This window comes from Paenibacillus stellifer, assembly GCF_000758685.1.
GTDB lineage: Bacteria > Bacillota > Bacilli > Paenibacillales > Paenibacillaceae > Paenibacillus_AQ > Paenibacillus_AQ stellifer.
In genome coordinates this window covers 2103655-2121303 of the sequence record NZ_CP009286.1, presented here as the reverse complement: position 1 = coordinate 2121303, position 17649 = coordinate 2103655, and the positions used below count along the sequence as shown (strand labels likewise).

Below are 17649 nucleotides of genomic sequence, written 5' to 3'. Positions count from 1 at the left end.
AATTACCCCTCCTGATGACGTTAGTTGCGGCTGTCAATCCGGCCTCGGTCAGCCGCTGACCTTATCCGCTGACTTTGACCTTGCTGGGAACGAATTTGGCTCTGACCTTGAGACCGATGCCTTTGAAGAGGCCAAACCCATACAGGAACACCTCGCGCTCCAGAATGGAGGACACAGCGAGATAGATCGGAAGGATAATTACTCCGAGCACGACTGCCCCCAGAATTATCGATAGGTACGAATTAAATTGGTAATCGACGAAATGATACAAATACACGATGCCGGCGAACACGGCGATATTGGTCAGCCATCTGCGGAACGTCTTCCACGGGCTGCGCTCCAGAAGCCTCCGATTGGCGTACAGGATAATGTCTGCAGACCGGTACAGCAGCGCGGCCACTGTTCCGAGCAGGACGCCGTAGAGCCCCATGAACTGCACAAGAATCAGCGAAACTCCCAGATTGATGCCTGATTCAGTCAGCGAGCGGCCAAGTGTATTTTTGAAATGGCCGGCGATATTGATTACATTGTTCGCGGAGGAGCGCGCATTGATGAGCAGCTTCTGGACCACGAACAGGATCGGCAGCCAGTACAGGACGTAATTCACATCGTTGACACCCGTCGTGTACAGGGTGATAAACGGCAGAATCAGAATATAGGTTACAGTCAGCAACGAGAATACAAAGGCCATGAAGTACAGCTCGTAGGCGTCATACAGCTTGATGAACCTGGACTTTCCCTCATGATAGCTCTGCCCCAACACGAACCGGAAGCTTGTATTCACCGTGTTGACGATGTTGTCGATGATCGTGAACACCATATTGTACATGACGTACACGCTGACGATTTTCAGGTTGGTGAAGAAGGTTAGCACAATGACGTCCGTGTTGCGGAAGATCATGTAAGAAAGCTCATGTACCAGCACGAAATTCTTCTGGTTGATTGCTTCCAGATTGGGCTTCTGGCCGAAATCGAGCCAGTCGTAATGTCTCTTCTTATAGATGTGGAACGCAACCATCTGCAGCAGCGTCACCGCGAAGAAAGACGCCTGTACGAGCACGATATCCACACTCTGCATTAGCAGGATAATGCGCACCAGACTGTTGATGATATTGCCGAGCGTCACCACTGAAGTATCCACATAGCTCTTGCCTTCCGCCAGCAGATACACCCTGAATTTGCCCTGGTAGTAGTAGTTGATCGCCCCGCCCAGGCCATTGAACAGCACGATCGCCATGACCTGCCATACGGCCAGCTCCGACTTGACCGCGAACGGATAAATCGCCGCGATGCCGATGACGGAGATCAGATAGTAGAAGCCGGTCTTCCGGTAATACATGGCTGTGGCAGACAGAATGGAATTGATGCCGCTGCGGTCGTTCTGTGCGATCGGCTTGTACAGCGCCTGAAGCGAAGCAGAGCCGACGCCGGCCTCCAGCAGCGCCAGATAGGCGATAATCTGGACAACCGACGATACCAGACCATTCGCTTCCGAACCGTAATTGATCATGATCAGTCTGGGGATGAAAATGCTGAGGACGATTGTGATGATCTGACTTCCCAAGCCAAAGACCAGGTTAAGAATACTCCGTTTAGCTTTCATGGCCCCTCCTTGCAAGAATGCCCGGACTCATGGCCGAAGCGACACCCGCCGCATCCTGGCTTCTTCCCAAGTATTTGTCCAGTTCAAGGAAGTGCTTCTCCGCCTGTGCAGCCAGTACCGATACGTTCAACCGGTTCGTCTCCTGACTGCGCACGACCGTATCGGGATCGAGAGACGCAATCGACTTCAAGTCGGCATAAGCGCCTTCAAAGTTGGCGTCTTTCATCACGTTGATTGTCTTTTCACTGTACGCGATCGGGAAGACCGGCTTGCCGAATACCCATCCGAGAATCATGGCATGGAACCGTGTAGCAACAATCATGCCCGACGAAGCAAGCAGAGTAATGGCGTCTTCGAGATTCGTCCGGTAGAAGAACATCTCTGTTCGGCTGTGGAAGGTTTCCGGGATCATGGCGTAGATACTCCGGACTGCCTCCTCATCTCCCTCGTATTCACAGAATGACATCAGGGAGACGTCGTAGCCTTCCAGAATGAAGGCGACTGCGATATCCCTGATTTTCTCATAATAGACCGTGTCCAAAGCTTTCAGATTCTCCCGCTCCGAAGGCTTGATCACGGATATAACGACCGATTCGCCGCCAGCGGTATCGGGCTTCGGATGCTGGAACACAATGTCTGGCGCCAGCCTTACATTCCCCAGATCCCGGAACAGCTCATAGGAATACTCATCACGAAAGCAGATATCCGTATAGCCGGAGAAGAGTTCCCGGTGCTTCTCATAGAACACCTCATCCTTGTAAGGACCAAAGTTCGCCCCCATAACGAAATACGGCTTGTTAGAGTCAAATATCTCCTGCTTCCAATTGTAATCACGCACCCAATTCTTTCCCTGCATGAAGACGGAACCGCCGATCTGCACTACGCCGTCGCAGCGCCTCGCGAGTCTCTGCAGCAGCAGCTTCTGCACCTCGATGCTCTTGAAGCTCTTCAGGAGCTTGCGGGCGCCCCGCACCCAGACCGACTCGATCGGGTAGATAGTGAGATTGGGCAGCGATCCGAGACAGGTTCTGTACTCACCCATTGCGGGTAACACAAAATTGGTATCGGGATATCTCTCGCACAGCAGCTTGACGAAGAGGTCATCTCCGAGGTTCAGCTTGGTATAAGCGTTGATCATTAACCGTTTCATTTCTTCATCCCTTCCGCTGGTAATGGGGCCGTTCCATACTTTTTCGAAATAAAAGACCGGATAAGCGAAGCACTTCATGGTCTCTATTTCTCGGTAAACGCCCGGCGTCACGGAGCGCCGCAGTCTGTTTATCCTTGGGTAGCCGAAGTCGGCAAAAGAATAGGCTCTTCTACAAGAAAAAGGGAGCGCTGTTAGGAAATTTTTCTGAAAACCGCTCTTGCTTTGTTCCAATTCTAAATAATCGATTTTGGGTTTGCAATAACAAGGCTGGAAATGTCAACTTTCGCACCAAGGCCGCCCTCCCAGAAGATCATGCCGCATAATCCTTAAGAGGGGGGATGGATATACGAAGGTGTAAGATACTATTTTCCCAGTATTTACCTGATGGTTTTTGGCCGCTAGACGTAAAAATAGCGCGCCGGCATCTTCATGAAGATACCGGCGCGCTATAGTTTCAGAGACGGTGTAGGACTCGCGCCTTACCCGTGGTCGATCGATTGAAGCATCATGACCGCTTTGGCGACCAGACTGTCATGGTGGCTGATTTCGATTTCAAGCTTGCAGGTTCTGCGGCTGCTCTCCAGCAGTCTCGGCGAAATGATCACGGAGTCCTCGATCTGAACCGGCCGTACAAAATAGGTGGACATATTGTCCAGCACATAATCTCTGCCTGTCAATTCCTTGGCCGCCTTTATGGCGGAATGCATCATCAGCGTCGAAATGACGCCCTCCGAAATGGTTCCAAGATCACTGGCCATCTGTGGCGTAATAAAGCCGTGGAAGAAGAGCCGTCCCTCGTCATCCCGGTCTTCAGCGAAGCCGTTCCAGATGAGGTGATCGAACGTCTCGCCCATTTGAGGCTGATTGCGGACATCCCGCAGGCTCTGCAGAACTTCCTTGCGGGTGACCGTGCCTACCAGCTTGCGGTTGCGGTCAATAATAGGCAGAAAGTCGATGCCTTCCCACATCATGATCTGGGCCGCCGACGCAAGCGATGTCTGAAGAGCAGCCGTAACCGGGCCGCGGATCATCATCTTCTCGATGGCTTGGTCCTCCGGCAAGTCCTCCACATCCCGGCGGCCGACGATCCCGATAACCCGGTTCCACTCGTCGGTGACCGGGAAGCGCTGCTCGCCGCTCTCCTTGGACAAGCGAAGCAGCTCTCCTACCGTACTCGTCACCTTCAAGGTGCTGATGCGCGGCTTGCGTTCGACGATATCCTCGACCAGCATGATCTTCTTCTTGATCAGACGGTCAAAGATCGCCCGGTTGATCATATAAGCCACAGTGAATGTATCGTGCCGCGACGAAATGACCGGCAGATCCAGCTTGTCCGCAAGCTCCTTGACCTCACGGTTAGTACCGAAGCCGCCGGTAACGAGCACGCCCGCTCCCTGCTCCAGCGCGAGCGAATGCACATCGTCGCGGTTGCCCACGATGAGCAGGCTGTCAGCATCAATGTAGCGGATCATGGCGTCGATTTTCATCGCACCGATTACATATTTATGGAGCGGCTTGTCCAGCCCTCCGGCTCCGCCGAGCACATGCCCTTCGACTATATCAACCACATCGCCGAATGTCAGCTGCTCCGAAATGCCTCTGGGCTTCTTCTCCACCCGAACGGTCCCGATACGCTCCTTCGTAATGACAATGCCCAAATTCTCCGCTTCCTTAACCGCCCGGTAGGCGGTGCCTTCGCTGACCGCCATCTCCTTGGCCAGCTTCCGGACCGAGATCTTGGTGCCGATCTTTAATTGCTCAATATGCTGCAGCAGCTGCTCGTGCTTGGTGACTGTATCGCCTTGTCCTTCCAAACTGTTACACCCCCGTATGCCGATCTGTACTATTCTGTATTCATTATACACGGGGATACGGGTTACGCAAAAGATGATTATTCGGGCAGCCGAATAATGGTGAAACGGCCTAATCATCACCGACCTTTTTCAGAATTGCATCATTAACCGGAGAGAAATCCTGCACAGGGTTACCTTCCAGATACAGGGATTTAAGGGCAGTAACATGGCGAAGAGGCGTAATATCCTTGATTTTGTTATGATCCAGCATAAGCACGGACAATGAGGTAAGCGGCTGTAACGGTTCAACGGAGGTAATTCCGCTGGAGGATGCAGACAGCCATTCCAACTGCTTCACATCTCCGATATGTGCCCAGTCTTCAAGCGGATTATAGCCAATGCCTAGGATCTTTAACGAGGTTAACCCGGTCAGCGGCGGAATATTCCGAATCTTGTTCTTATCCAGGATCAGTGTATTCAATGAATGCAGCCCGGAGACAGGCTCCATATCTTCGATCTGATTGTCCGAGGAAGATAAGGCAGTAAGATGTTCCAAGTCTCTGAGCGGCCCGAGATCGGTTACCCGATTCCGGTCAATAGTCAGCTTGGTCAGCCGTCCCAATCCCCCCAGAGGAGTCAAATCCCGAATCAGGTTATCGCTAGTGTATAATTCTTGAAGCTCCGACAGATGCTCCAGTCCATTCAGCGAGGAAATACGGTTGTTAGAGAGGTTCAGGATTTTCAGCGAAATCAGCATGTCGAGATCATCTGTCCGGGACACCGATCTCCCGCTTAAGTCCAGCGTTTCAATCTTTTTCAAATCCGAAAGCTTAATGCGCTCGTCGGGCCCCAGATTTAACATGTTGCGTACCGCCTCTGCAACAGCGGGTTCCTTGAAGACGGCTTCGTTGTCCCCAGTTCCGGTCTTCCAAAAGATCAGCCACCCTGCTGCCAGCAGGACGGCTAATATAGCCAGCGTTCGTATAGCATGTTTGTTTCGCATTTCGGCGGGCACCTCACTTGTTTGGTAAAAAACAGAAGCCTCAGCTTCTTGAAAAAAGAAACTGAAGCTCTGTCTCTATAGATTAATTATTAATAATAGGTATAGTTATAGGTTGTAACCTTATATCTCGTGTAAGTAAGCGGTCCTCCAGTAGCTGCTGTGTATGACACGCTGGTTCCGGTCAATTGATAGCTCTGGTTAAAAGTTATAGTTTTATAGGTATACTCAATTTGAGCCATATCCTCCCAATCGAAAAAACCTACCTTCTGCTGCAACTGTCTGGTGCTGCTAAGCACTGTTTCGCTATATGACATAGGTGACACGAGTGAAGAATTCGAGCTGTCATTGGCGCTAACATTTTCAGCAGAAGCAGCCGATCCGGGCAACACCAGAGCTCCGATTAATAGAACAGGCAAAGCTAATTTCCCAATCATACCTTCATCTCCTAAAATTTGTTAGATTGAGTATAGCATACATCATGTCTATTAATATGAGATTTATTGTCATATATTTGAATAATATGGGTCTTTCGTTCGACATGTCCATGCTTTTTGCATCATATCCGGAAATGGCCCATCAATTATGTGATGCGATCCCGCGCACCGGTTCATGACTGTTCTTGCTTCTAAACGCAAATGACCCGCAAGAGAGGCGCTGTATTCCAGGCGTCCTTCTTGCAGGTCATGATTTTCGCAGCAGTATGCAGCCGGCTTGTTATTTGGGATTGATTCCGGAATGTTATGATTTCTGCCCCACCCGCCCCTGTTTGTGGAGCTTCTCCTCCCACCGGGCAAGCTTCGCCTTGCGGACGGCCTCAAGCTGTTTGGATTTCTCCTCGTCGACCCCGATGATGAAATGCAGATGCGCCGCAATAATCAGGAACGCGAAACCCGCCCAAACCACCCCGAACCAGAATACCGGAGCCGGACCGTCCGGCGACAGCCGGGGCAGCTCGTACAGCAGCATGGCCAGCGCCAACAGCAAATACAGTGAATGCTTCCACTTGTTTCTCGTTCTCATCCTTGATGATCCTCTCCTTCGCTAAGTCTGTATTCTACTCTATGAGCCAAGCGGAGAAATTATGAGAGCAAGAGATGAAAGTCCGACAAATGTCCCGGTCCCGAGGCAGCTGGATTCAGAGATTGAATTGCTCAAGCTGTGTGGAAAATGGTATGGATTGATAACCGGAAAATATGAGAAAATAGCCCTGTTTCATACATATGGAAGGAGAACTTGGGATGAATCAGCAATTCAACCACCGCGAGTACCTTATCCGAAGAAAAATGCTATCAGTTCTGGGTGCAAAAGTACATATTTACGACGGAGACGGACAGCTGGTCCTCTACTCGCAAATGAAGGCGTTCAAACTGAAGGAAGAGATTACGCTGTACGAGGATGAGAGCATGCAAAGCGAACTGCTTCGGATCAAAGCCCGCAAGATCATCGACTTGTCTGCTACTTATGATGTAACGGACAGCGCAACGGGCGAGAAGATCGGCGCACTCCGCCGCAGAGGGCTGAAGTCCATCGTGAAAGACGAATGGATCATTCTGGGACAAAATGACGAAGAACTCGGAAAGATCAAGGAGGAGAATGCACTCCTCGCCATTATAAGACGCATCATCCCTTTTATTCCTCAGAGCTATCTTGCAGAAATGGATGACCGGGAGGCGGCGGCTTTCAGACGGAGCCCGAATCCGTTCCTGTCCAAGGTCAAGGTTGATTTTGCCCAGGATACAGGGGGGCAGCTGGATCGCAGGCTCGGTATCGCCGCCGGTCTCCTCCTCTGTCTTATAGAAGGCAAGCAGGATACCGCATGATTTAAGGTTCTATGGCACGGCTGGCTCTTTGGAGGATGAGCGACGGCGTACTAGACGTCCGCGCCGTACAAATGCTCCAGGCTGCCGGAAATGATTTTGTTCACGTCCTCGATCACAACACTGAGACGGCGTTCCGCTTCAAACAGCCGGCGGATGCTTAAATTCATATTCAGCACCTCGAACAGCTTCTCCATCTTCTCCATTTCCTCCTGATCCGGCATTTCACCGGCCAGCATCCGCGCCTGAAGCTCTTGCTGGCTGCTGCGGAAATTGTCCAGCATCTCCTTGCTTGGCAAATCGGCCTCAATGATCGCCATCGCCGCCGAGATATCGGCAACCTCGCCGCTCTCTCTGATCGCCTTGGCCAGTTCATGGGCCTTGTCATATACGTTCATGCTTCGTTCCTCCTTCAGAATGTAATGAATCCGGGTCATTCGAAACAGGGCCAATCACCAAGGAGGGCTACTCTCCATATGATGAATGATATGTAGACCCCAGGTGTCAATCAGCCGGCATCATGCTGCCTACCGGAAGGAGATCCACGATGTCAAAGCTTAAGATCCCGGTCCAAACGGTGCAATCCGGCATTCTGCAGGATAACGCCGTTATGCTGGGCGACCGGCTAATCAAGAAACTCAAAATCCCGGCCCATGGGCCGCTTCTGCTGGCGTACGGTTCATTCCGACAAGAGGTTACGGTCATTCCGGTGCCCAAATCCGACAGCTTGCGCGTCAGTGATGCCCTGGCCCGGCGGACCGGCTGGTCGGGACGGCGCTTGCTGAACGCCTCTTACAGTCCCGGAAACCGGACCTTGCGTCTGGGTCCGCTTATCGGCGTGCTCGTCAGCCGTGAGAATCCGGACCGTCCCGACCGGCCGTTCGGCTCGATCACCCAGTTCTGTCTGGAGCTCACCAACGCCTGTCAGGCACAGGGAGCGTTCGTCTACTTCTTTACCCCGGGGGCGCTCGAAGGAGCGAACTCGACCATATCCGGCTGGGTGTACGAAGACGGCTGGAAAAAGCTCAGGCTGCCCGTCGCCGACGTAGTCAATAACAGACTCACGACCCGCAAAGCGGAGAATAAACCTAGCGTACAGCATTTTTTGTCGGAAGTAAAATCGCGTTACGGCACCCATTTCTTTAATGAGAAGTTTCTCGACAAGAACGAGGTGTTCGACGCGCTGCGAAAGGACTCCTCCATTCAACGGTATTTGCCGGAGTCCCATCTGCTCAGCGGATTCGCCATGCTGCAGAAGATGTGCGCAAGGTATCCGGTCGTCTTCCTGAAGCCGGTACGCGGCAGCCTCGGTAAAGGCATACTGCGCATTTCCAGAGAAGAAGGAGGCGGCTATAAGCTGCAATCGGCCACGCCGATCGGAACGCGGAAGGTAAGCTACCCCAGCCTCGCCAAGCTGTTCCAGGCGGTGTCCCCGAAGCTGAAGACGGCCCGCTTCCAGATCCAGCAAGGACTTCCCCTGATGGAATCCGGCCGCCGGCCGGTCGATTTCCGGGCGCTCGTACAGAAGAACGGAACCGGCAAATGGGGCGTAACCTCCATTGTCGCCCGCACCGCGGGGAATCACCACTTCGTCTCCAATCTCGCCCGGGGCGGCAGCCTTAGCACGGTCCGGGAGGCGGTGGGCAAGAGCTCCCTTTCGCCCGGCGCCAAAGAGAGCGCACCGGTCCAGCTGCCACGCGCGGCGCTGGCTGTCGCCAAAAGTGTCGAGGCCTATATCCCTGCCCATTTCGGCGAGCTTGGCATCGACCTCGGACTTGACCAGTCCGGCCGGATCTGGCTGCTTGAGGTCAATTCCAAGCCGTCGAAGAATGACAACACACCGCTCAGCGGCGTGAAGATAAGACCCTCCGTCAAGCAGATGGTTCAATACTGCCGCTACCTTGCCGGTCTATAAGGAGGACGCCATGCCTGTGACCGAACTCGGCCTCTTTGGTATTTTGACCGGACCGGGAAACCTGGAATCTCCCGTCGCGGAGCCTGCCTTCTGCGAAGCGCTGCTGCGCGCTGCCCCTTCCTATGGCCTGCGGGCAGTGGTCTTCACACCGGACGGCGTATCGCCGGACGGCGGCTCGGTAGCCGGCTTCCGGCGGGCCGCCAGCAACTGGGTGCCGGCGAAGGAGCGAACGCCGGATATCGTCTATAACCGGATGTTCGCGAGCAGCCCGGAAGAAAAACGCGAAGCCGCCCGGGCGCTCCGGGCGCTCGGGCGCAGCTCCGACTGGTCGCGCGGGCTTCCGGACAAATGGAACGTCTACCGGAAGCTCCGGCTTCACCCGGAAGCCGCACGGCTGCTGCCCGAGACGAGACGATATACCGGACGCCGCGGGCTATCGCTCATGCTGGCCCGGTATAAGGACGGCGTCTTCCTGAAGCCCCGGGCGGGCATGCAGGGCAGATTCACCCTGCATGCCGCACCTTCCGGCTCACAGCCCGGAAGCCTGATCATCAGAGCCCGCGATGGGGCGAACCGGCCGCTGCTGCTCCGCTTCCCGGACGAATACAGCGGGCTCGCCTGGGCGGAGCGGTTCATCGGCTCCAAGCGCTTCATTATGCAGCCGTATCTTCGGCTTACCACATGCCGGGGAGAACCGTTCGACATCCGGGCCCTGATGCAGAAGAACGGCCGGGGACGGTGGGAGCTGACTGGCATGGCGGCCCGCCTTGGCCCGGGCGGGTCGCTCACCTCGAATCTCCACGGAGGTGGAACCGCGGAGGAAGCGGCGGCGGTGCTTCGGGAGCAGTTCGGCGCCATGGCCGAAGAGATTCTGCAGAAGCTGGAGCGGACGGCCGCTCTTCTTCCGCCGCTCCTGGAAGCCTCATGCGGGAGGCTAGGCGAGCTGGGACTGGACTTCGGCATCGACCCCGATGGACGAATCTGGCTGCTCGAGGCCAACTCCAAGCCCGGCCGCTCGGTCTTCAAGCTCACGGGTGACCGTGAGGCCGCCCGGCGTTCGGCCGAGAATCCGCTGGCTTACGCGCGCTACCTTCTGCTTACACGAAGCAGTTCTCCCCGCCTCTTGCGAAGCGGGGCGCTGCAATCGGAAGAATGAAACCTAAGGTGCTTAAGGAGGATTCTATAAATGGGTCTCACATACTGCAATGTCCACTTCACCAAGCAGCCCGAACGGGTCGTCTACGTCTCGGGCTCGCTGATGAAAAGCCTGAAGCTGACCGGCAAGAGGAACATCCGGGTCCGGCTCGGCAAAGACGCAATCCCGGCTGTAATCAAGCCAATCAAGCGCGCCGGCAAGCATCTGTTCCTGGCGTCGGGCGTCCAGCACGCCATCAAAGTTCCGAAATCAGGCAGCGTCTACCTGCGGGGCCTCCAGAACGATGAGGTGCAGCTCGGCCCGCTGGTGGGTGTGCTGTCCGACGGTCCCGGCTCCCCGTCCAGTCCGTTCAGCACGCGCACCGGCTTCATCAAGCAGCTGCTGCGCGAGGGCAGGGGCATGTGCTACATCTTCGCCTTCACGCCGAAGGACATCAACTGGCAGCAGGATCGCGTGAACGGCTACTTTTTGACGGACAGCGGCAAATTCGAACGCAAAATCGTCCCCCTTCCCGACGTCGTATACAACCGCCTGCCCAGCCGGCGGGCCGAGACTTCGCCGGCAATCAACCAGCTGCGGGAACGGTTCATCCGCAAGAGAATCCCGTTCTTCAACTGGAGCTTCTTCAACAAATCCGATATTTACCGTCTGCTTGAGAACGACAGCTTCGCCAGCCGGTATGTGCCCGAAACCCACAGCAGCCCGCCACCCGAGACGATCCGCGATATGCTGGAGCGCCACCATTTCGTCTACTACAAGCCGTCGGCGGGCAGCCTCGGCCATGGGATTTACAGGCTCACCTACTTGCCCAAGCGCGGTTATTTCGCCCGCTACCGGAGGGACGGCAAAAATGTGCTGCTGCGCTTCGGCACCTTCGACAGCCTGATGCGGCTGCTGCAGTCCAGACACGGAAAGACCCTGCAGAGCTATGTCGTCCAGCAGGGCATCCGCCTGATCGAAATCGACGGCTGCCCCATCGACTTCCGGTTCCACATGCACAAGAACGGGAACAACCAGTGGGTCGTCGTCGGAATCGGCGCCAAGAAAGCGGGACGCGGCAGCGTAACGACCCACCTCAAGAACGGCGGATCGCTGTTGACGCCTCAGCAGGCGCTCGGCCGCGTATTCGGCGCAAGAGCAGATGAAGTGCTTCAGCAAGCCAAGCAGACCGCCATCCGTCTCGCGGAGTCGCTCGAAACCCAGCAGCGGCATCTGCTGGGCGAAATCGGCTTCGATCTAGGCATCGACCAGGAGGAGAACATATGGATGTTCGAGGCGAACGCCAAGCCCGGCCGCTCCATCTTCCGCCATCCGTCCCTCCGTGCCGAAGGCAAGGCCTCGATCCAGCATATCCTGGAGCACTGCCTCTACCTCAGCAAGTTCCGGAGGAGGGATGATATGTGAATATGCGGACAAATGACGGCAAGCCCGTCGTGGCGATCCTGACGATCGCCGACAAGACCCGCCTGTTCCGGGGCAACCACAAAAATTTCCGTGACATTATCCGGACTGGCAACGATATGGGTTTCCTCGCCTACGTGGTGACCGTGCGCGACCTGAAGCTGGATCGTCCGTCGATCAACGGCTATGTTCCCGGCCCAGGCAAAACATGGATCTCGGCGGAGCTTCCTTCGCCCCAGGTGATCTACAACCGCATCCCGGCCCGGGAGGATGAAGCAAAGCCGTCCGTCGCCCGAAAAATCGCCGAATGTCTGGAATATCCGGGCATTCGGCTGTACAATCCTTACTTTTTCAACAAATGGAATCTGTTCGAATGGCTCAAAGAGTCCCGGGCGGCCTTTCGCCATGTACCGGCAACCAGGCGCTTAAGAAACGGCCGTACACTCTCAGTGATGCTGAAGAATCATCACGGCCTCTACTTGAAGCCAGAGAGCGGCAAAGCCGGGAAGGGGATCATGCGGATCAGGTTTACCGAAGACAGCCCGCTTCCCTACCGCCTGCAAATTCAAAGCGAGAGAAAGAGCGCGACCTACAAGTCCGGTTCCATAGAACGGCTATGGTCCCGCATTGAGAAGGAAACGGGAAGAACGCACTATATCGCCCAGGAGATGATTGAGCTGGCAACCTACAAGGGCCGGCCCTTCGACCTGCGCGTACTGCTGCAGAAGAACGGCAGGGGCGGCTGGGGAGTCACCGGGATCGGTGCCAGACTGGCAGGCGCCCGCAGCATTACCACACATGTCCCGCGCGGCGGCTCGGTCGAGAATCCGTCGAGCATGCTGGAAGCGATGTTCGGACCCGACAAGGCTTCCGCGACCTTGAAGAACGTCACCTCCACCGCCCTCTTGATCGCCCGCCAGATCGAACGGTCCTCCGGCCATACTCTCGGGGAGATGTCGATGGATCTGGGCGTCGACGACAAGGGCGGGCTGTGGTTCTTCGAGGCCAATTCCCGTCCGATGAAGTTCGATGAGCCGGAAATCCGCAAGCTGTCGCTGGAGCGGATCTTTCAGTACAGCCATTATTTGGTCCGGCAGTCCGCCGGCTCCCGCTAGAGCTTGAAGGAAGACCAAGATCCCAATACCAATGCAAGAAGGTGAATGTCCTTGTCCCAACCCGTCTTAGGCATTCTTACCCTGTATCTGAACAACGCCAGGCAGCTTGAAGAGAAGCCGGTGTACCGCAAAATGATTGTCGAAGGCCGCAAGCTCGGCCTCGATGTCTTCGTCTTTACGCCCGCCGATGTCGACAACCGCGGCCAGCGGGTTCATGCGCTCATATTCGACCCGGGTGCGGGACGGTGGAGCCGGGGATGGCGCCCGTTCCCCGACATGATCTACGACCGCTGCCGCATTCAGCGAAGCGCACGATTCCAGCAGTTGTTGGAATTCCGATCCAAATACAGCCATCTCGCCTTTCTCAACCGCCCGCTCCGCAACAAGTGGACGATTCATCAGACCTTTGAGCAGAAGTCGCGATTCCGGCCGCATCTCCCTGACACGCTGCTGTACCGTTCATCCGCCGATCTCCGCCGGATGCTGAAGGAGAATCCGGTTCTCTACATTAAACCGATCAACGGAACCGGCGGCAGAGGCATTCTCCGCATCGAGCGGCCGAAGCATCCGGCGGGCCGCTTCGATATGCAGGGCCGGCGCCAGAACCGGCAGATCATCGCACCCCGCAGGGTGTCGCTGACGGAGCTGGAGGCGATCGTCCGGAGATGGTGTCTCGGAGGCCGGTTCCTGATCCAGCAGGGCATCCCGCTTCGTCTGCCGGACGGCCGGGTTCATGATTACCGGATGCTGGTCCAGAAGAACGGCGAGGGGAAATGGGAGCTGACCGGCATGGCCGGCCGGGTGGGCGCCCGCCGGAGTGTGACGTCCAACCTGCATGGCGGAGGCCATGCGGCGAGGGCCGAGACGCTGCTGAAGGAATGGCTCGGCAGCGGAGAGAAGGCGGCCCAGGTGATCCAGAGCGCCGGGAAGCTCGGCCTTGACGCCGCAGCCTTTCTGGAGGAGAGCTTCGGGGCGCTGTGTGAGCTGGCGCTCGATCTCGCCATCGACCGTGAAGGCCGGATCTATATTCTGGAGGTTAATCCGAAGCCGGCCCGCGAGGTGTTCTTCCGGGCCGGTGAATCGGATACGTACCGCAAGGCGCTGCGGCGGCCGCTGGAATACGCCCTCTGGTTGTACCGCAACAAAGTCGCGCCCCCTCCTCCGAAGAAATCGGCGGAGGAATAACTGCAATCAAGTGACAAAGATACAAAGAGGCCGCTCCTGCCCAGCCTTTCGGCGGGCGGAAGCGGCCCTTCGCGCGCAGCGCTCGTGATGATGATTCACAGCTGATGATTTTCTCGCTCGGCTAATTACTCGGCACTGTCGTACAGTCCAATCAGCTCATCGAAGGAGCTGATGATGACATCCGATCCCTTCAGCTCTTCATCGCGTCCGAAGCCCGCGTATCCGCAGCCTATGACAGTCTGTCCGTTCTCCTTACCGGCCTGAACATCAGACGAGCGGTCACCCACCATCCAGGCCTTGCCGATTCCGAAATGGTCCAGCAGAAGCCGCAGCAGCTGAACTTTGGTCGAGGTCCCCTGCCCCCCGGCGCTGTACAAGCCTTCGAAGACATCCTGCAGCCGGTGTACCGTGACGATGCTGTGGATATAATCCTCAAGCCCGTTGCTGCATACGAACAGGCGCACTCCCCGTTCCTTCAGCTTCCGGAGCGTCCCTTCCACGCCGGGATACAGCGTGGAGATTCCCGCCTTAAGCCCTTCGATTTCCAGCTTCAGCAAAATCTCGTCCGCCCGGCGGTGAACCGCTTCGTCAACATCCGGCATTACGTTCTTCCAAATCTCGGACAGCAGCTGTCCGAGGCCGCTCAAGATCCGTTCCTCAGGCGGCGTCGGTCCGGAATACAAGCCCTCTTCTCTTAAGATATCGAACATTTTGTGATAAGCCGGCAGCAGCAGGCTTTCCGTCTGGAACAGCGTGCCGTCCATATCGAAGATTATCGCTTCAGGCTTCGCCAGGCTGACTGGCACATCTCGCTGCCCGGTTTCTCTAGCCATCGTACATTTCCCTCCCGTGGTGTCGCGGGAATTCACCAAGCTTCCCGGTCCCTGTCTTTTTTCACGCCCTATCATAATGAAAACTGGCGGCAATGTCCATCATGACACTGAAGCAGCGGCGTATGATGATGTCAAACAAATGCCCTTTGCCATTTATATATCGTTCTGTTATATTTATAATTGTTATATTTCAATTCGATATATAAATGGAGGCAAACCTATGACCAAAACGATTCTATTGTTCCTGAAGCATCCGTTGACTGTGGTCGGAATCATCACCGCCGTCTTGTTTCAAGTCTTTTTCAGCACGATCTGGATTACCGGCTATGATCATGTAACCGACCGCGTGAACAAGCTGCCGGTTGCCATTGTGAATGAAGACGGATCGGCGTCCAAGCCGCTTGCTGACGGAATCGCGGCTTCGCTGACCTTTGAAACCCGCTATCCGATGACCCTGACGGCTGCGAAGGAAGCGCTGGAGAACCGGAAAATCCGCATGATCGTCGTTATTCCCAAAGGCTTCTCCGGCTCACTGGCCGATTCCGCCGCGCATCCCTCCATCACTTACTACATCAATGCCTCCAACCCGTCGATGGTCTCTACAGCCATGGGAACCGCAGCTGGCAAAATTACGGCTTCACTGAACGGTCATGTCAATGAAACCATGCTGGACAGTCTTGTCAAATCCCTGAGCCTTCTGGAGCAGCAGGCCGGCATCCTGAAGAACAGCATTACCGGACGTATCTCGTCCAATGTCGTAACTCTGCATCCCGTCGACAATTTCGCCAAGCTTATGGTCCCGCTCATGTTCGTTACCGCCTCCTTCACCGGGGCTATGATGCTTGCGATGAATCTTGCGAAAGCCTCCACCCTCCTGGAGGGTAAGTCCGGCAAGTGGCAGAGACTGGCGGCTCGTTTTGTCATCACCGGCGTCACGGCGGCTCTTGTATCGCTTACCGGAGCGGGCATGACCTACGGCCTCGGCATTTCAGCCGAACGGGGGTTCCTGGCGCTCTGGGCGTTCGAGTTCGTCGTCATTCTCGCCTGCATGTTCGTGGCCCAAATGTCGCTGTTCCTCCTCGGCGATATCGGCGCCTGGGTGAATATCGCCCTGCTGTCCATCCAGATGCTCTCCTCGGGAGCTACGATTCCCCGGGAAGTGCTGTCTCCCTTGTATAACGCAGTCGGCACGGTCTTTCCAGCTTACTATGCCGTGGATGGCATCATGAATCTCATCATCGGTGGCCCGGGGCTTGGCCGGGATTTCACCGGACTCGTTCTGATCGGCGGTGCGGCTGCGGCGCTGTGCATCCTCCTGACCGGTCTTCGACGGGACCGCGCGGCTGCGCCCCAGCCTTCGCCCTCAGCCGAATCTACTGCAAGCATCTCCTGACGCAAGCGGATGAAGGCCGGTTGGCTTCCTGATGAAAGCCTTGCCTTTTGCCCGGGACGCAGGTTATGGTATGTTAAGATTCAAGAAGAAACAGGCTGAAAAGGGGCGGCAGCATTCATGAACACACAGGACGTCATACTTGGTCTGCTATGTAAGGAGCCGCGTTCCGGCTATGATATCAAGCAGCACTTCGAGCAATACTTCTCGTTCTTCTTCGATGCGAGCTACGGAACCATCTATCCCACGCTGACCAAAATGGAAGGCCTCGAACTGATCACAAAGGAATCCATCAGGCAAGAGGGCAAGCCGGACAAAAATGTATACACCGTGACGGAGAAAGGCAAAGAGCATTTCCGGGAATATTTGGAGAGGGCGGCTGAACCGGAGCTGCTCCGGTCCGACTTTCTGATGCATCTCTATTTCGGGGATATGGCGGACCCGGAGGCGATGAACGGTATAATCCGCCGTGCGCTTGAGGAGAAGAAGCGGATGTATGACGATCTTGAAGACAAGTACCGGAAGCTCGACTCCGTCACCGGTCCGTATCAGAAGCTGTGTATGGAGCTCGGACTTGTGCAGTACAAAGCGTTCATCGTCAAGCTTGAGGAGATGCTGGGGAAATCCGGCGACTGAAGCAAATAACGGCAGGCGGCTGCTCCTCTTCGGAAACAGCCGGTCTGCCGTTATAATTACTATTAAATGGTCTTAATGATCGAAATCGGTTAATGGAATCAGTTCTGTTTATTAAAGCTCTCAAGCAGTTCATCCAGAATGTCTCGGCTGACCATTTTACCTTTGAAGTTGATCAGGTTCTCCGAGCTTCCGGAGAAAATACAGGTTGGTTCATATTTTCTAAGAATAATCTTCTCGCCGTCGACAAAAATTTCAAGCGGATCCTTGATGTCGATCCCCATGGTACGGCGCAGCTCAATCGGAATCACGATGCGTCCCAGTTCGTCTACTTTTCTAACAATTCCTGTTGCCTTCATCCCAAGTATCCTCCTCGATATCACACTATATATAGGCTTTACAATCCACTTACATCGCTTTTTCAAACATTAAAAATTTGTTACTTTCTAACTTGCATTGTAAAGTGTTACTTCTTTCCTGTCAAATCAAATTTCTACATCTTTTGATACTAATCGACAAAATACTTCATATAATATAAATAATTCGACATAGAAGCGTTTTCGAAGAGAAACTCGTTCTCTCTAAACTATATATCGAATTATTTAATTAATTTTTTACATTTATGTTTGAAAATTAGTGCGATTTGACTAGATTT

17 protein-coding genes are annotated in these 17649 nt (G+C 55.0%); 8 read left to right on the top strand and 9 right to left on the bottom strand.

Going from position 1 to position 17649, the window contains the following annotated elements; all coding sequences use genetic code 11:
• Window positions 1–61: 61 nt before the first annotated feature.
• From PSTEL_RS09500 to PSTEL_RS09475, 6 genes are all read right to left on the bottom strand, one after another.
• The gene (locus tag PSTEL_RS09500; protein ID WP_038694850.1) at window positions 62–1603 is read right to left on the bottom strand and encodes a polysaccharide biosynthesis C-terminal domain-containing protein; all 1542 of its coding nucleotides are present in this window, start codon (window positions 1601–1603) and stop codon (window positions 62–64) included.
• A complete protein-coding gene (locus PSTEL_RS09495) occupies window positions 1593–2753 on the bottom strand; it encodes a polysaccharide pyruvyl transferase family protein (protein ID WP_169744557.1) in 1161 nt (386 codons plus the stop codon). The genes PSTEL_RS09500 and PSTEL_RS09495 overlap by 11 nt, the downstream gene beginning before the upstream one ends.
• Window positions 2754–3232: 479 nt before the next feature.
• Window positions 3233–4567: a DRTGG domain-containing protein gene (locus tag PSTEL_RS09490; protein ID WP_038694846.1), complete on the bottom strand. Its 1335-nt coding sequence runs from the start codon at window positions 4565–4567 to the stop codon at window positions 3233–3235.
• Window positions 4568–4676: 109 nt separating this feature from the next.
• Complete coding sequence (locus PSTEL_RS09485; protein ID WP_052098317.1) at window positions 4677–5549, bottom strand: leucine-rich repeat domain-containing protein; 873 nt, start codon at window positions 5547–5549, stop codon at window positions 4677–4679.
• Between the two features lie 89 nt (window positions 5550–5638).
• The gene (locus PSTEL_RS09480; RefSeq protein ID WP_038694844.1) at window positions 5639–5983 is read right to left on the bottom strand and encodes a hypothetical protein; all 345 of its coding nucleotides are present in this window, start codon (window positions 5981–5983) and stop codon (window positions 5639–5641) included.
• 304 nt (window positions 5984–6287) lie between these two features.
• Complete coding sequence (locus tag PSTEL_RS09475) at window positions 6288–6569, bottom strand: hypothetical protein (RefSeq protein ID WP_038694842.1); 282 nt, start codon at window positions 6567–6569, stop codon at window positions 6288–6290.
• A gap of 218 nt (window positions 6570–6787) precedes the next feature.
• Between PSTEL_RS09475 and PSTEL_RS09470 the strand changes: the two genes are divergently transcribed.
• Window positions 6788–7369, top strand: a complete 582-nt coding sequence (locus PSTEL_RS09470; protein ID WP_038694840.1) for an LURP-one-related family protein — start codon at window positions 6788–6790, stop codon at window positions 7367–7369.
• Between the two features lie 50 nt (window positions 7370–7419).
• Here the strand turns inward: PSTEL_RS09470 and PSTEL_RS09465 are convergent, their stop codons facing one another.
• On the bottom strand, window positions 7420–7764 hold the full coding sequence (locus tag PSTEL_RS09465) for a YlbF/YmcA family competence regulator (protein ID WP_038700520.1): 345 nt from the start codon (window positions 7762–7764) through the stop codon (window positions 7420–7422).
• Window positions 7765–7913: 149 nt separating this feature from the next.
• Here PSTEL_RS09465 and PSTEL_RS09460 point away from each other — a divergent pair, with 149 nt between their 5' ends.
• Genes PSTEL_RS09460 through PSTEL_RS09440 form a run of 5 tightly spaced genes read left to right on the top strand, consistent with a single transcriptional unit; the run spans window position 7914 to window position 14138 of the window.
• On the top strand, window positions 7914–9281 hold the full coding sequence (locus PSTEL_RS09460) for a YheC/YheD family endospore coat-associated protein (RefSeq protein WP_038694838.1): 1368 nt from the start codon (window positions 7914–7916) through the stop codon (window positions 9279–9281).
• A gap of 10 nt (window positions 9282–9291) precedes the next feature.
• Complete coding sequence (locus tag PSTEL_RS09455) at window positions 9292–10437, top strand: YheC/YheD family endospore coat-associated protein (protein ID WP_052098316.1); 1146 nt, start codon at window positions 9292–9294, stop codon at window positions 10435–10437.
• 30 nt (window positions 10438–10467) lie between these two features.
• Entirely contained in the window at window positions 10468–11841 is a 1374-nt protein-coding gene (locus PSTEL_RS09450) for a YheC/YheD family endospore coat-associated protein (protein WP_038694836.1), read from the top strand.
• 2 nt (window positions 11842–11843) lie between these two features.
• Entirely contained in the window at window positions 11844–12953 is a 1110-nt protein-coding gene (locus PSTEL_RS09445; protein ID WP_038700516.1) for a YheC/YheD family endospore coat-associated protein, read from the top strand.
• Between the two features lie 51 nt (window positions 12954–13004).
• The gene (locus PSTEL_RS09440) at window positions 13005–14138 is read left to right on the top strand and encodes a YheC/YheD family endospore coat-associated protein (RefSeq protein ID WP_038694834.1); all 1134 of its coding nucleotides are present in this window, start codon (window positions 13005–13007) and stop codon (window positions 14136–14138) included.
• 125 nt (window positions 14139–14263) lie between these two features.
• Here the strand turns inward: PSTEL_RS09440 and PSTEL_RS09435 are convergent, their stop codons facing one another.
• Window positions 14264–14971 carry an HAD family hydrolase gene (locus PSTEL_RS09435; RefSeq protein WP_052098315.1) on the bottom strand — a complete coding sequence of 236 codons (708 nt, stop codon included), beginning with the start codon at window positions 14969–14971 and terminating at the stop codon, window positions 14264–14266.
• Window positions 14972–15191: 220 nt separating this feature from the next.
• On the opposite strand from PSTEL_RS09435, the gene PSTEL_RS09430 reads away from it, so the two are divergent.
• Entirely contained in the window at window positions 15192–16364 is a 1173-nt protein-coding gene (locus PSTEL_RS09430; protein WP_052098314.1) for a YhgE/Pip domain-containing protein, read from the top strand.
• A 117-nt stretch (window positions 16365–16481) separates the two neighbouring features.
• Complete coding sequence (locus PSTEL_RS09425) at window positions 16482–16997, top strand: PadR family transcriptional regulator (RefSeq protein ID WP_038694832.1); 516 nt, start codon at window positions 16482–16484, stop codon at window positions 16995–16997.
• Window positions 16998–17095: 98 nt separating this feature from the next.
• Here PSTEL_RS09425 and PSTEL_RS09420 read toward each other — a convergent pair whose 3' ends face one another.
• Window positions 17096–17353, bottom strand: a complete 258-nt coding sequence (locus PSTEL_RS09420; protein WP_038694830.1) for an AbrB/MazE/SpoVT family DNA-binding domain-containing protein — start codon at window positions 17351–17353, stop codon at window positions 17096–17098.
• Window positions 17354–17649: the final 296 nt, after the last annotated feature.